14 protein-coding genes are annotated in these 13,688 nt (G+C 74.4%); 6 read left to right on the forward strand and 8 right to left on the reverse strand.

All coding sequences use genetic code 11. The annotated features are described in order from the left end of the window. Positions 1-367: 367 nt before the first annotated feature. A complete protein-coding gene (locus ACGF0D_RS38185) occupies positions 368-862 on the reverse strand; it encodes a cupin domain-containing protein (RefSeq protein ID WP_392924424.1) in 495 nt (164 codons plus the stop codon). An 81-nt stretch (positions 863-943) separates the two neighbouring features. Here ACGF0D_RS38185 and ACGF0D_RS38190 point away from each other — a divergent pair, with 81 nt between their 5' ends. Continuing rightward, a complete protein-coding gene (locus tag ACGF0D_RS38190; protein WP_392924427.1) occupies positions 944-1,795 on the forward strand; it encodes a LysR family transcriptional regulator in 852 nt (283 codons plus the stop codon). An 80-nt stretch (positions 1,796-1,875) separates the two neighbouring features. Here the strand turns inward: ACGF0D_RS38190 and ACGF0D_RS38195 are convergent, their stop codons facing one another. Then, complete coding sequence (locus tag ACGF0D_RS38195; RefSeq protein ID WP_392924430.1) at positions 1,876-2,118, reverse strand: hypothetical protein; 243 nt, start codon at positions 2,116-2,118, stop codon at positions 1,876-1,878. Between ACGF0D_RS38195 and ACGF0D_RS38200 the strand changes: the two genes are divergently transcribed. Further along, positions 2,087-2,860, forward strand: coding sequence for a hypothetical protein (locus tag ACGF0D_RS38200; RefSeq protein WP_392924433.1), 774 nt, complete (start codon positions 2,087-2,089; stop codon positions 2,858-2,860). The two genes, ACGF0D_RS38195 and ACGF0D_RS38200, sit on opposite strands and share 32 nt — an antisense overlap. Here ACGF0D_RS38200 and ACGF0D_RS38205 read toward each other — a convergent pair. Genes ACGF0D_RS38205 through ACGF0D_RS38215 form a run of 3 tightly spaced genes read right to left on the reverse strand, consistent with a single transcriptional unit; the run spans position 2,778 to position 5,670 of the window. Continuing rightward, positions 2,778-3,596 (reverse strand): heme ABC transporter ATP-binding protein, encoded by an 819-nt coding sequence (locus ACGF0D_RS38205; protein ID WP_392924435.1) that lies wholly within the window; start codon positions 3,594-3,596, stop codon positions 2,778-2,780. The genes ACGF0D_RS38200 and ACGF0D_RS38205 overlap by 83 nt on opposite strands. Further along, positions 3,593-4,654: a FecCD family ABC transporter permease gene (locus ACGF0D_RS38210; RefSeq protein ID WP_392924438.1), complete on the reverse strand. Its 1,062-nt coding sequence runs from the start codon at positions 4,652-4,654 to the stop codon at positions 3,593-3,595. The genes ACGF0D_RS38205 and ACGF0D_RS38210 overlap by 4 nt, the downstream gene beginning before the upstream one ends. Next, entirely contained in the window at positions 4,651-5,670 is a 1,020-nt protein-coding gene (locus ACGF0D_RS38215; RefSeq protein WP_392924441.1) for a hemin ABC transporter substrate-binding protein, read from the reverse strand. Before ACGF0D_RS38215 ends, ACGF0D_RS38210 begins: the two co-directional genes overlap by 4 nt. 160 nt (positions 5,671-5,830) lie before the next feature. On the opposite strand from ACGF0D_RS38215, the gene ACGF0D_RS38220 reads away from it, so the two are divergent. Next, positions 5,831-7,378 (forward strand): HtaA domain-containing protein, encoded by a 1,548-nt coding sequence (locus ACGF0D_RS38220; RefSeq protein ID WP_392924444.1) that lies wholly within the window; start codon positions 5,831-5,833, stop codon positions 7,376-7,378. Positions 7,379-7,422: 44 nt separating this feature from the next. Continuing rightward, positions 7,423-9,054, forward strand: a complete 1,632-nt coding sequence (locus tag ACGF0D_RS38225; RefSeq protein ID WP_392924446.1) for an HtaA domain-containing protein — start codon at positions 7,423-7,425, stop codon at positions 9,052-9,054. An 81-nt stretch (positions 9,055-9,135) separates the two neighbouring features. Here ACGF0D_RS38225 and ACGF0D_RS38230 read toward each other — a convergent pair whose 3' ends face one another. After that, positions 9,136-9,804, reverse strand: a complete 669-nt coding sequence (locus ACGF0D_RS38230) for a heme oxygenase (biliverdin-producing) (RefSeq protein WP_392924449.1) — start codon at positions 9,802-9,804, stop codon at positions 9,136-9,138. Between the two features lie 188 nt (positions 9,805-9,992). On the opposite strand from ACGF0D_RS38230, the gene ACGF0D_RS38235 reads away from it, so the two are divergent. Next, positions 9,993-10,331 carry a cyclic-phosphate processing receiver domain-containing protein gene (locus ACGF0D_RS38235; RefSeq protein ID WP_392924451.1) on the forward strand — a complete coding sequence of 113 codons (339 nt, stop codon included), beginning with the start codon at positions 9,993-9,995 and terminating at the stop codon, positions 10,329-10,331. A 70-nt stretch (positions 10,332-10,401) separates the two neighbouring features. Here ACGF0D_RS38235 and ACGF0D_RS38240 read toward each other — a convergent pair whose 3' ends face one another. After that, positions 10,402-11,361, reverse strand: coding sequence for a S41 family peptidase (locus ACGF0D_RS38240; RefSeq protein WP_392924454.1), 960 nt, complete (start codon positions 11,359-11,361; stop codon positions 10,402-10,404). 54 nt (positions 11,362-11,415) lie between these two features. Then, positions 11,416-12,045 (reverse strand): TetR/AcrR family transcriptional regulator C-terminal domain-containing protein, encoded by a 630-nt coding sequence (locus ACGF0D_RS38245; protein ID WP_392924457.1) that lies wholly within the window; start codon positions 12,043-12,045, stop codon positions 11,416-11,418. Positions 12,046-12,103: 58 nt separating this feature from the next. On the opposite strand from ACGF0D_RS38245, the gene ACGF0D_RS38250 reads away from it, so the two are divergent. Then, positions 12,104-13,666: an FAD-dependent monooxygenase gene (locus tag ACGF0D_RS38250; protein ID WP_392924460.1), complete on the forward strand. Its 1,563-nt coding sequence runs from the start codon at positions 12,104-12,106 to the stop codon at positions 13,664-13,666. The last annotated feature ends 22 nt before the right edge of the window (positions 13,667-13,688 follow it).

Genomic DNA, 13,688 nt, shown 5'->3' on the forward strand with positions numbered 1-13,688 from the left:
AGCCGCATCCGGCGGGACAGGAGCCGGTGTGGCTGGCGACGAATGCAAAGTTGCCAGACCGCAACGGGCCCCGCCAAGACCCCCTCGCTACGACCCGCCGTCGTAGCGAGGAGGGCGGCTCCTATTCGAAGGAGGGGCCACGCCGAGCGCGCCACCCCCTTCCGACCTGCGCAAACACCACCCACCCCCTAGCGAAAAGCGGGCAAAACGGACATTTCTAGCCGTCGTCGTGCCCCGCAACCGCATGTGAGCGCACTCACCGTTTGAACCCCGACAGCATCACCACCCGACCCACCCCCGTCACGCCGAGTCACCGCCGACCGGCCACCACTGAGACCGCGGTCACACCCCGGCGACGCCCCCCGGCTCAGGCGCGGTCGGTGGCGGGCTCGGTCGCGTAGCGGCTCATCGCGTCGGCGTTGGTCTGCGGCGTCAGCGGCCGGCCGGCGGCGAGCACCTCCTGGAGGTCCCGGAAGTACTGCACGTACAGGTCGGGGGTGAAGGTGCTGAGCATGACGGCCGGCTGGTCGGTCGGGTTGGCGAAGGTGTGCGGGGCGCCGGGCGGAACCATCACCAGCGTGCCCGCGGCGGCGTCGTACTCCTCCTCCCCGACGGTGAACCGCACGGTGCCGGAGAGGACGTAGAAGCCCTCGTCGTGTTCGCGGTGGCGGTGCTGCGGCGGCCCCTGGGTGTGCGGGGCGAGGACGGACTCGGCGATCGCGAGTCGGTGCCCGGTGTGGCTGCCGTCCTCGAGAACGCGCATGCGCGTGGTGCCCAGAACGATCGTCTCGCCGTCGCCGGGGCCCACCACCGACACGGCGGGGGCGGTCTGCGGCTCGCTGGTCTTCGCTTCTTCGGTCATGCTCACGAGTGCACCGCCGGGGCCCCGCCGGTGTCCAAGACCCGTTCCGCGGGGCCGATACCCCGTGGGTATCGTTGCAGCGTGGAGCTACGGACCTTGCGCTACTTCGTGGCGGTCGCCGAGGAACTCCACTTCGGCCGGGCCGCCACCCGACTGCACATGAGCCAGCCGCCGCTGAGCCGGGCGATCAAGCGGTTGGAGGCCGAGGTCGGGGCCCTGCTGTTCGCCCGCTCGCCGACGGGGGTCACGCTCACCCCGGTGGGCTCGGTGCTGCTCGACGAGGCGCGGGCGCTGCTCGACCACGCCGAGCGCGTCCGGGTGCGCGTGGGCGCGGCGGCCGGCGTCGCGACCGTCACCATCGGCATCCTGGGCGACGGCACCGACCCGGGAGCGGCCAGGCTGGCCGCCGCCTTCCGCCGAAGCCGCCCCGGCGTCGATATCCGCATCCGCGAGACCGATCTGACCGACCCGACCTGCGGGCTGCGAGTCGGGCTGGTCGACGTCGCGCTGACCAGGGCGCCGTTCGACGAGACCGCCCTGACGGTGCGTACGCTGCGGGCCGATCCGGTCGGCGTGGTCCTGCGCGCCGACGACCCCCTGGCCGGCCGTGACGGGCTGCGGTCGGCCGAGCTGGACGACCGCCGCTGGTTCCGGTTCCCGCAGGGCACCGACCCCCGCTGGCAGTCGTACTGGCACGGTGGCAGGCCGCGCGAGGGCCCGGTGGTGCGCACCGTCCAGGAGTGCCTGCAGGCCGTGTTGTGGAACGGCACGGTCGGCCTGGCCCCGCTCGGACACAACCTGCCCGCGGAGCTGGCCGTGGTGCCGCTGACCGACATCCCGCCGAGCCGGGTGGTGGCGGCCTGGAACGAGGGCGACACCAACCCGTTGATCCGGTCCTTCGGCGAGATCGCGACCGCCGCGTACGGTCGCTGAGGACCGGCCACCGGTGCCGCCGCGCCCCGCGCTCCTTCGGGAGCGGCGCGGGGCGCGGCGGCCGGGCGGGGGAGGGTCGGTCAGAACTGCCAGGCGGGGTCGTCGGCGATCGCCAGGAGGGCGGCCTCGGCCAGGCCGGCGTCCGGCTGGTCGGTCCACTGCTGGAGGGTCACCGTGCGGCCGTCGGTGCGCTGGAGGCGGACGTACTGGGAGGTGCGGTCGTTCTGCGGGTGCGTCAGGGTCACGGCCTCGCCGTGCGCACCGGAGGGGAGGTCGACCAGGTGGCAGCTGGTGCGCGGGGCGACCTCCTGCGGACTGGGCACGCCGGGGCGGGGGGGTGACGACGGGCAGGGCGATGGTGGCGCAGAGCGGGACCCTGGGCGCGTCGGCGGTGCGGTCGGCGCCGCCGTCACCACCGCCTACGCGCTCACCCGCGAAGCCGTGCGGCACGACGTCACCGTCACGGCCGTCGACCGCAACGGGGCGCCGATCGGGCCGGGAACCTGGAACACCTGGTCGACGGTCAACCTCGTCAACCTGGACACCCGCGAGACCTTCCGGCCGCGGTTCACCGGCGGCACCGCCACCGCGCGGGTGCCCGAGGGCCGCTACAACCTCGGCGGAGAGCTGGTCACCCCCGCCTCGGGCACCGCGAGCCGTACCTCGACCCTGTTCCTGCAGCCCGAGCTGGAGCTGCGCGGCGACACCCGGCTCGCCGTCGACGCCCGCGAGGGCCGGCAGCTGACCGTCACCGTCCCCGGCCGCGCCACCACCGGCGGCACGCGCCGCCGACGGCTCCACCGTCGAGCAGACCGTGCTGCGCGCCTACCGCCTGGCACCCTGACGGCCCGCCGGTGGCCCGCGGGCGATGCGCGGGTCACCGGCGTGGCGGGGGCGTGGCCGCCTTCGCGCTCGGGAGCGGCGTGCCCCGGGGGCGTCCTGGCCCGGTCGGCTTCCGGCCGGACGACCGGTCCCCTTGGCGTCAGGTCCGTTCCGGCAGCACCAGCGGCGCCCCGGTGCGCGGGTGTGCCAGCACCTCGACGGGGTGCCCGTACACCTCGCTGAGCAGCGGCGCCCGCAGCACCTCGGCGACCGGCCCGTCGGCGACCGTCGCCCCGCCCGTCAGCAGGACCACCCGGTCCGCGTAGGCCGCCGCGAGGGACAGGTCGTGCAGCACCACGACCACGCCGTCCCCGGCGGCGGCGCGGGCCCGGGCGACCCGCAGCACCAGCTCCTGGTGGCGCAGGTCGAGGGCCGCGGTCGGCTCGTCCAGGAGCAGCAGCGGGGTGCGCTGGGCCAGCACCCGGGCCAGCGCCACCCGGGCGCGCTCGCCGCCGGACAGGGCGGTGAACGGGCGCCCGGCGAAGGCGGTGGACTCGGTGGCCGCCATCGCCTCGGCGACCACCGCCTCGTCCTCGGCGGCCGCCGCCGTACCGGCCCAGGGCGCGCGGCCCATCCGGACCACCTCGTCGGCCGGGAACGGGAAGGACAGCGCGGCGGACTGCGGCAACAGCGCGCGGTGCAGGGCGAGTTCGGCCGCGCCGTACGCGGACAGCGGTCGGCCGAGCAGGGTCACCCCGCCGCCGTGCGGCGCGACGTCCCCGGCGAGGACGGACAGCAGGGTGGACTTGCCCGCGCCGTTCGGCCCGAGCAGTGCGACCAGTTCGCCGGCGGCGACCCGCACGGAGGCGCCGGCCAGCAGCGCACGGCCGCCGACGGTCAGCCGCACGGCCTCGGCGGTGAGCAACTCGTTGCCGGGAAGCGGTCGTTCGGGGATCGTCCGGTGTCGGTGCAGTCTCATGCCCAGCCTCCCTGGCGGGTCCTGGTCCGGCGCAGCAGCCAGAAGAAGAACGGGCTGCCGATCAGTGCGGTGAGCACCCCGAGCGGCAGTTCGGCCGGTGCGGCGAGGGTGCGGGCGGCGAGGTCGGCGGTCACGAGCACCAGGGCGCCGCCCAGCGCGGACGCGGGGAGCAGGAAGCGGTGGCCGGGGCCGGTCAGCATCCGCAGCAGGTGGGGGACGACCAGGCCGACGAAGCCGATGATGCCGCTGACCGCGACGGCCGCGGCGGTGAGCAGCGCGACCACGGTGATCAGGGTCAGGCGCATCCGCTCGACGTCGACGCCGAGATGGCGGGCGGGGCGCTCGCCGAGGGCCAGGAGGTCCAGCCTGCGGGCGTACAGCGGGGCGATGGTGAGCCCGACGGCGGCGAAGGGCAGGACGGCGAGCACCTTGCCCCAGGTGGCCTGGGCGAGCGAGCCGAGCTGCCAGAAGGTGACCTGGCTGATCGCGGCGGAGTCGGCGGTGAACAGGAAGACGCCGATCAGCGCGCCGCAGAAGGCGTTCACGGCGACGCCGGTGAGTATCAGGGTGACCACCTCGGTGCGCCCGCCGGAGCGGGCCATGACGTACACCGCGAAGACCGTCAACAGCCCGCTCGCGAAGGCGAAGGCGGTGACCGTCCAGCTGCCGAGGGCGTCCAGGCCGAGCACGATGCAGGCCACCGCGCCGACCGCGCCGCCGGAGGAGACGCCGATGACGGCGGGTTCGGCGAGCGGGTTGCCGAACACGCCCTGCATCAGCGCCCCGGCGCAGCCGAGCGAGCCGCCGACCAGCAGGGCGAGGGCCACCCGGGGCAGCCGGACGTTCCACAGCACCGACTCGGGCACTCGGTCCAGGGCGTGCCCGCCGAGGCCGAGGCGGTGGGTGGTGGAGGCGAGGACGTCGCCGAGCGGGATGCGGTAGGCGCCGGTGCCAGCCGCGAGCAGGGCGCAGAGCACCAGGGCGGCGGTGAGCGCGACCGTGACGAGGGTGGTCCTGGACGGTCCGCGGAGGCTCTTCTCCCGTACGGCGGTGGTCACTCGGCACCCGCCGGGTGGAGCTGGGCGGTGATCTCCTGGAGCACCTGGGGTGTGCGCGGGCCGTAGCTGAGCAGTTGGCCGTCCTCGATCGAGACGATCCGGCGGTCGAGCCCGGCCGGGGTCTGGGCGACGCCGGGAAGTGCGAGCAGGCCGTCGACGCCGCCGACCGAGTCGAGCCCCTTGCTCATCACCAGGATCGCGTCGGGCGCGGCCTTGACCAGGGCCTCGCTGGTGAGCGGGGTGAAGTCGCCGGTGAGCCCGGCGGCGGTGCCGGCGTCCTCGCCGCCGGCCGCCTCGATCAGCGAGCCGGCGCCGGAGGCGGGGCCGCCGAGCAGGTAGACGGAGGCGCTGCCGCGCAGGTAGAGGAAGGCCACCCTGGGATGGCGGCCGGTGGCCGGGACGGCGGCCTTGGCGGCGTCGATCCGTTGTTCGGTGCGTTCCCTCAACTGCCGTCCGGCGTCCGGGACGCCGAGCGCGGTGGCGACGGTGTCGATGCGCGGGCCGACGTCGGCGAGCTCCTTGGCGTCGTCCAGGACAAGGAGCGGGACGCCTGCCGCGCGGATCTGCGCGATCGCCTCGGCCGGGCCGGTGGAGCGGTCGGCGAGGACGACGGTCGGACGCAGCGAGAGCACGCCCTCGGCGGACACGTCGTGGGCCTGGGTGATCACCGGCAGCGCGGCGGCCTGCCGGAAGGTGGTGGAGACGTCCCGGGCGACCACCTTGGGGCCGAGGCCGAGGCTGAACACCAGCTCGGCGAGGCTGCCGTCGAGCGGGATGATCCGCTCGGCGCTGGTGACGGTGACCTGGCGGCCGTCGGCGGAGGGGGTGGTGGCCGGGAGCTGCGGGACGGGCTCGACGGGCAGCGGCTCGACCGCGTCGGGGGCGCGGGTGGTGGTGGCGGTCGTGGCCGTCCTGGTGGCGGAGCCACAGGCGGTGAGGGGGAGCAGCAGGCCGAGGAGGAGCAGTAGGAGGGCCGGCCTGCGGGCCACCCGGGTTCGGATCGTACTGCTGCTCAACGTGCTTCCCTTCGCCGGGGGTTGTCGCCGCCTCCGACCGGACGGGGAGGGGCTCTTGATCTATATATTAGGTTAGCCTTACCTAAGTCTTGCAAGGGGGTGGCGGTCTGCCGACCCCTCCCCCCGCCGCGCCCCCGTGGCCCTTCGAGGAGTGATCCGCGTGTCCCTGCCCAGCCGGCTCCGCCGTTTGGCCGCCTCCCTGGTGGCCGTTCTCGCCGCCCTGTCGGTGGCGGGCCTGTTGCCGGCCCGGGCGGTCGCCGCCGAGGGCAGGGTCTCCGGCGGGCGGCTCGACTGGGGGATCAGACAGTCCTTCCTGACCTACGTCACCGGGCCTATCGCCAAGGGGAGTTGGACACTCAGCGGCGGCGCGGCCACGGTCGGCGGCAGCACCTTCCGCTTCCACTCCGCGACCGGCGCGTACGACCCGGCGACCGGTGCGCTGACTGCGGGCTTCTCCGGCGGTGTCCGCTTCACCGGGCACCAGGAGAACGGCGCCGACGCGCTCGACCTGAGCCTGGGGCGGCTCACCTTCCGGGCCGTCCACGGTGGTGCGGCCGGGCTCTACGCCGACGTCAGGAGCAAGTCCAAGGAGACCGGGCAGGTCAGCGAGGCGAGCCAGGCCAAGCTGGCCGATCTCTCGCTGGCCGGCGTCGACCTGCGCGGCGCGGCCGGCACCCTGAGCCTGAGTAACGTCCCGGCCACCCTCACCGACGCCGGGGCGAAGGCCTTCGGCAACTTCTACCAGGCCGGAACGGCTCTCGACCCGCTCAGCCTGTCGGTCAACCTGCCTGCCGCTCAGGCGACTTCGGCGGCGCCGTCGCCGAGTGCCGCGCCCACGGGCGCGCCCTCCGCCGAGGCCGCGCCCGTCGCCGGGGCCGCACCCTCCGTCGGCTCCGCGCCCGTCGCCGGGGCCGCCCCTTCCGGTGAGCCCGCCGCCCAGGCTCCCGCGAAGACCGAGTTCGGCAACGGCGCCCTCGACTGGGGCGTGCGCCGCACCTTCCGCGACTACGTCACCGGCGCGATCGCCCAGGGCCGTTGGGAACTCGGTGGCGGCGCGGCCGACGGCGGGGCCTTCTTCCGCTGGACCCCGGCCAAGGGCGCGTACGACCCAGCAGCCGGCGAGCTCACCGCCGCCTTCACCGGCACCGTCCGCTTCACCGGCCTGCGCGGCGGCGAGAGCCACGGGCTGGACCTCACCCTGGCCAACCCGGGCGTCACCGTGGCCGGCGGCCAGGGCCGACTGCTCGCGGACGTCTCCGGCCGCACCCCGGACGGCGCCACCCGGCAGCTGCCCGGCGTCGAGCTGGCGACCTTCGACCCCACCGGGCTCAAGGCCGAGGGCGGCCTGCTGAAGGCCGTCGAGCTGCCGCTGAAGCTCGCCCAGGGCGGGGCCGAGGCCTTCGGGGGCCTCTACCCGGCCGGCACCGAGATGGACCCGCTGAGCTTCGCCGTCGCCCTCGACCCGGCCGCCACACTGCCCCCGCTGCCCGACCTCGGCAGCGCCCCGGCCACGCCCGCCGCCTCGGCCGCCCCGGCAACGCCGGCCGCCTCGCCCGTCGCGTCCTCCGCCGGCTCGTCCTCGGGTGGCTTCCCGGTGGCCGCCGTGGCCGGCGGCGCGGTGCTGGTCGCCGCGCTCGCCACGACCGGCGGGCTGCTGGTCCGGCGCCGCCGCGCGGACGCCGCCCCGGACCCCGACCACACGGCCTGACCCTTCCCCCCCCGCCATCCCCCCATCCGAACGGAGCAACCACCATGTCCCGCAACCGCACCCGGCTGGCCGCCCTCGCCGCCGCCACCGCAGGCCTCGGCCTGACGGCCCTCGGCGCCCCCGCGCTGGCCCTGGCCGACGGCGCCCCGGGCAGCGTCACGTACGACACCGGCGCGCTGGACTGGGGGGTGAAGGCCGGCTTCCGCACCTACATCGAGGGCCCCGCCTCCCAGGGCGGCGCGGTCGAGCTGACCGGCGGTGCGACCCGCAACACCGACGGCACCTTCCACTTCGGCCTGGCGAGTGCCGAGTACGACCTCGCCACCCACACGTTCAGCTCCTCCTTCACCGGCGGCGTGCACTTCACCGCCCACCACGGCGCGCTGGACATCGCGCTCAGCGACCTGAAGGTCACCACGTCCGGCACCACCGGCACGCTCACCGCCGACACCGCCTCCAAGGAGTCGACGAGCGCCACCGAGACCACCCGACGGAACGACGTGCCGCTGGTGACCTTCACCGTCGGGCGGGACACCACCACCGGGGTGCCGACCGCCGCCAAGCTGACCGAGCAGGGCGCCCAGGCCTTCGCGGGCTTCTACCGGGCCGGGGTGGACATGGACCCGCTGTCGCTGCTGCTCAAGCAGAGCCCGGCGACGCCCGCTCCGTCCGGTACGCCGGTCCCGTCCGGTGCGCCGGTGCCGTCCGGAACGCCGGTCCCGTCCGGAACGTCCACCCCGTCCGGTACGGCCTCGCCGACGGCGCAGCCGACCGCCACACCGTCCGGCACGCCGTCGGCCCCCGCCGAGCCGTCGGCTACTGCCACCGCCTCGCCGACGGCCACCCGGAGCACGACACCAGCCCCGACCGGCACCCCCAGCACCGCTCCCGACCGCCTGCCCGTGTTGAACGGCACCTTGAACTGGACGGTCAAGGAGAGCTTCCGCAAGTACCTCGAATCCCCGATGGCCGCCGGCAAGGTCGAGTTCGGCGGCGGCGCGGCCGACTACCGCTTCGGCAGCGCCACCGGCGCGTACAACACCGCCGACCACACGCTGACCGCCGGCTTCACCGGCTCGGTCCGCTTCCTCGCCCACCCCGGCAAGGACGGCTGGGCGCTCGACACCACGCTCTCCGCGCCGGGTCTGGTCATCGACCGGGATGGTGCCTTCCTGACCGCCGACGTCAACGGCAAGTCCCCGGACGGCAAGTCGACCACGCTGAGCGGCGCCCGGATCGCCAAGCTCGACGTCCCCGCCTCCGCGCTGAAGCCGGTCAACGGCCTGGTCACGCTCACCGGTGTCCCGGCCACGCTCACCGCCGAGGGCGTCCCGGTCTTCTCCAACTACCCGGCCGGTACGGCCCTGGACCCGGTCAGCGCCACCCTGGCCTTCGACAAGGACGCCGCGCTGCCCGCCACCGGTACGTCCGGCACCGCCGGCGCCAACCCGGCTGCGGGTGGCCAGGGTTCGGGCGGCGGCACGGCCGGAGGTGCCTCGCTCACCAGCACCGGCCTGACCGGCACCGGCCTGACCGGCACGGGCACCGGTTCGCTGGCCGCCACCGGAGCGGACACCCCGGTGCTCCCGTTGCTGGCCACCGCGGCCGGCCTGCTGCTGGTCGGCGGCAGCGCCACCGTCCTGGTGCGCACCCGCCGCAGCGGCGCGCAGGCCTGACCCCGGTCGGGAACGCACACCGGCCCCGGCGAGCAACCGCTCGCCGGGGCCGGTGCGTTCACCGCGGGGGAGTGGGAACGCTCAGGGGCTCAGCGGGTAGCGCCCGTCCAGGTCGTGGAACACCGCCCCGTTGAGTATGAAGGCCCGCTTGCACTCCTCGACCACCCGGCGCCGCTCGACCTCGTCCATCGCCGCACCCGCCGCGTCCAGCCTGGACCGGTACTCGCGCTTGAAGGCGGCGGGGTTGGCGACCTCCTCGAAGACGTAGAACCGCACGCCGTCGCCCTTGCGCTCGAAACCCCAGGCCTTCTCGGCCACGCCCCGGATGATCTGGCCGCCCGACAGGTCGCCCAGGTAGCGGGTGTAGTGGTGCGCGAGGTAGCCGGCGGGCCACTCGGCGGCCAGCTCCTCCACCCGCGCCACGTACGCGGCGGTGGCGGGCAGCGGCGCCAGCCCGTCCCGCCAGTCGGGCCCGCGCAGGTGTGCCAGGTCGCGTTCGATGGCGTCGGTGCGCAGCAGCGCCCGGTCGATGAACGGGCCTGCCAGCGGGTGCTCCGCGAGCTGCTCGGCCCGCTCCTCCAGCGCCCGGTAGACGTACCAGAGCTGGCCGGTGAGGTCGGCGTAGGCCTCGATCCCGAGGCGTCCGCCCAGCAGGCGGCTCATGAACGAGGACCGCTCTGCGGCCTCGTGCTCCTCGCTGCTGGCGGTGCGGAGCATGGTGGAGAACGGGACGGGTGCGGGCGCGGGCATGCGGCCTCCAGGGATCGGATGCGGCCGGGTCGGAGAGACCCCGATAATTTTGGTTAGCCTAACCTAAGTTGCATATTGCCGACACTCTGTCGGCAAACAGGCCGAGCGGCGCGGGAGGCGGCCATCGTCACCTGTCGGGCGCGATATCCCCGTTGCTCCGGCGGCCGCTCGATTGAAAGGATGATCGGATGAAAGAGGATTCAGTCCTGCCGACGCCCGTCATCCTCGGCATAGACGACCTCCGGCCGCTCCCCGGAGTCACGCGGATCGCCCGCACCAGCCGTGAGGGCGTCCAGCTCCTGGAAGAGCATCGCGAGGTCTTCGTCGACGAACTCTGGCTCGACCACGATCTCGGCGGCGACGACAGCATCATGCCCGTGGTGACCCTCATGGAAGAGGCCGCCTTCAACGGGCGGCCCTTCCGGATCGGAACCGTCTTCGTCCACAGCGCCAACCCCATCGGCGCCGAAACCGTCGTCCGGTCACTCACGCGCTGGAACTACCGCGTCCGGCGGGCAGTGGCGTAGCGAGTCCGGTACCGGCTCGGGCCCCGGTGGTTGACGAGTCGCGGGGCTGAGCCGGGAACAACGGATCGGATCAGAGCTGCCCCAGACGCCGGGGCCCGGCATCCCCATCAGCCTCCTGGGTCAAGCGCGCCACGGCCAGGGCCAGCGCGCGGTCGAGTGCCGCCTCGGCGTCGCACGGCACATCGGGCCGGACGCCGGTGCCCTCCCAGTTGGTGCCCGAGACCGGGTTGACCGCGCGGGCGACGGGCACGCTGAGCTCCAGGTGCGGGTGCACCGTCCAGCCCTCGCGCGGGTGCGCGCCGCCCCGGGTGGCTTCCCCGACGACCTCGGCGCGCCCGAGCTGCTGCAGGTCGTAGGCGAGTTCCTCGCCCGCGGAGAAGGTGCTGCCACTCGTGAGCACGAAGAGCGGCTTGCCGCCGCCGAAGCGGGCGCCCGGTACGAACGGGGGCGTCCAGGACTGCGCGGCTACCTCTCCCTGCTGCGAGACCATGGTGTTGAGGTGTGTGCGGCCGTCGAGCAGGTAGCCGCAGACGAAGGCGACCGTGTCCGGATCGCCGCCGGTGTTGCGGCGCAGGTCCAGGATGAGGGCGCGGGCGGGGGCCACCAGTGAGAGCGCCGCGGCCAGCGGCTGCGCCGCCCAGTCCAGCGGGAACATCTTGGGGGCGATCTCCAGGACCGCGACGCCGCTGTCGAGGAGCTCCACCCGCGGGACACCATCCAGGGAGGCGTCGAAATCCCTCCGCATCGAGGCGAGCACCGCCGCTCCCCGCTCGCGCGGCACCGGCACGGCGTGGTACTTGAGGGCCAGGTGCAGGTCGCCGTTGACGGACCGCAGGTCCGCGGTGACCGCTTCGGCCAACTCCTGGGCGGATTCGGTGCGGTAGGAGCCCTCGGCACTCCGGCGCCGCAGCAGGGAGGCCAGTTCCCGGGCGGCGTCGGGGAAGACGTAGTTCTCGCCGACCAGGTCGGCGATCGACTCGACGACGGCGAGGGCGTCCGGCGCAGGTGGCGGCGATGTGGTGGCGGTCATGGGGAGGGAGTAGACCAGCGGCTTGTCCGGGCGTCAAACGTACTTGACGCTTGCTCACGTAGGTCGGGGACGCAGCAGCTGGTCGAGGCCGAACTCGAAGCGTTCGTCGAACGCCGTGTCCTCCAGCTGCGGCACCACCCGGTCGAGCGCGGGGTAGCTGCCGGCGGCGAGTGCGGGGCCGAGGGTGTGTTCCTCGCCGGAGGTGGCGAGTGCCTGCTCCTCCTGGGTCAGGCCGAGTGTCAGGTACTGGATGCTCCAGAACGTCCAGGCGGCCCGGCGTTCGTCGAGTCCGGCGTCGAGCAGGGCCGCCACGAGGTGCTCGGCGAACGCGAGGGTCGCGGGCTCGGCGGCGTAGGTGCCGGCGACGACGGCCGCGCCGTCGCGGTGGGCGAGCAGGCAGCGGCGGTAGCGGCGGGCCAGTTCGCGCGCCCGCTCGTCCGGGGCCGCGGGCAGGTCGGTGAGCGGGATCCCGGCGACGATCGCGTCGGCCATCAGCTCCAGTAGTCGGGCCTTGGTCTTGGCGTGCCACAGCACGGTGTTCATCCGTACGCCGAGGCGTTCGGCCGTGCCGCGCAGGGAGACGGCGTCGGCGCCCTTCTCGTCGAGCAGTTCGAGTGCCGCCCGCACCACGGCGGTGGGGTCGAGCCGGGTTCGCGGGGCGGCCGGGGTTTGCTTCTTGGTCACTGACCTAGTCTACTGGAGGCATCGTTATTGGTCACTGACCAAGAAGGGGAGTCTCGTCATGCCCGAAGGAACGCACACCACCACCGCACCCGCTACTGCCGAACACGCCACCGCACCGGACGCCGCGACCGGGGTCGTCATCGCCGGAGGCGGACCGGTCGGGCTCTGGCTCGCCTGCGAGCTGCGCCTCCACGGCGTCGACGTGACCGTGCTGGAGACCCGGGCCGAGCCCGACCCGCACTCCCGCGCCCTCACCGTCCACCCGCGCACCCTCGAACTGTTCGCCGCCCGGGGACTGGTGACGCCCTTCCTCGCCGAAGGACTGCGGGTGCCCAACGGGCACTTCGCCGCGCTCACCACCCGGATGGACTTCTCCCGGCTGGACACGCCCTACCCGTTCACCCTCGTCCTGCCGCAGTTCCGCACCGAGGAACTCATCGCCGCCCACGCCGAGGCCGTCGGCGTCCGCCTGCTGCGCGAGCACCGGGTGACCGGTCTGACCCGGCACGACGACGCGGTGACCGTCGAGGTCGACACCCCCACCGGGCGCCGGCAACTGCGCGCGGCCTACCTGGTCGGCTGCGACGGCAGCCGCAGCACCGTACGCACCGCCGCGGGCATCGGCTTCCCCGGCACGTCCGCCACCCGGTGGGCCTGGATGGCCGACGTCACGCTCGACGCGCCGCCCGCCGCGCACACCGCCTTCAACGAGTACGGCACCGTCATGGTCTTCCCCCTGCCCGACGGCCTCCACCGGGTGGTCGGCAACGACGCGCACAGCGTCCAGGAGCCGCCCGAGACCCCCACCATCGAGGAACTCCGCACCCGGGTGCGCCGGATCGCCGGCACCGACCTCGGCATGCGCGACCCGCACTGGATCTCCGTCTTCGGCAACGCCACCCGCCAGGCCGAGCGCTACCGCCACGGCCGGGTCCTGCTCGCCGGCGACGCCGCGCACACCCACTTCCCCGCCGGCGGCCTCGGCCTCAACGTCGGCCTCCAGGACGCCGGCAACCTCGGCTGGAAGCTCGCCCAGACCCTCGCCGGCACCGCCCCCGACGGCCTGCTCGACAGCTACCACACCGAACGCCACCCGGTCGGCGCCGACCTGCTGCGCAGCACCAGCGCGCAGACCGGCCTGATGACCGGCTACACCCCGGAGAACCTCGCCATGCGTGACCTGCTGGGCGAACTCATCGGCGACGTACCGGAGTTCTCCGACGCCCTGGCCCTGCGCGCTTCCGGACTCGCCGTCCACTACCCGCCCGCCGAACCGTCCGGCACCCACCCGCTCACCGGGACCCGTGCCCCCGACCTCCCCGTCCACGGCGGCACAACGCTGCTGCCCCTGCTGCGCCGAGGCCGCTACGTCCTGCTCGACCTGGCCACCGCCCCCGACACCCCGTCGCCGCTCGCGCCGCTGGCCCACGACGTGACGCCGGGCCTCGACGTCCACACCGCCCCTCCGGCCGACAATCGCCCCGCAGGCCACCGCCCCACCTGGTCCGGAGTCACCGCCGCCCTCGTCCGCCCCGACGGCCACCTCGCCTGGCTCTCCACCGACCCCGACCCCCGCGAACCCGCCCGCACCGCCGTCACGGCGACGCTCGCCCGCCGCTAGGAGCGGAAAGGAGGACACCCGC

The organism is Kitasatospora sp. NPDC048298, from assembly GCF_043201465.1.
GTDB lineage: Bacteria > Actinomycetota > Actinomycetes > Streptomycetales > Streptomycetaceae > Kitasatospora.

Coding starts and splice junctions, on each gene's coding strand:
- ACGF0D_RS38235 (WP_392924451.1), top strand. CDS start 9,993: ATGAAAGAGGATTCAGTCCTGCCGACGCCCGTCATCCTCGGCATAGAC.
- ACGF0D_RS38230 (WP_392924449.1), bottom strand. CDS start 9,804: ATGCCCGCGCCCGCACCCGTCCCGTTCTCCACCATGCTCCGCACCGCC.
- ACGF0D_RS38225 (WP_392924446.1), top strand. CDS start 7,423: ATGTCCCGCAACCGCACCCGGCTGGCCGCCCTCGCCGCCGCCACCGCA.
- ACGF0D_RS38205 (WP_392924435.1), bottom strand. CDS start 3,596: ATGAGACTGCACCGACACCGGACGATCCCCGAACGACCGCTTCCCGGC.
- ACGF0D_RS38250 (WP_392924460.1), top strand. CDS start 12,104: ATGCCCGAAGGAACGCACACCACCACCGCACCCGCTACTGCCGAACAC.
- ACGF0D_RS38240 (WP_392924454.1), bottom strand. CDS start 11,361: ATGACCGCCACCACATCGCCGCCACCTGCGCCGGACGCCCTCGCCGTC.
- ACGF0D_RS38185 (WP_392924424.1), bottom strand. CDS start 862: ATGACCGAAGAAGCGAAGACCAGCGAGCCGCAGACCGCCCCCGCCGTG.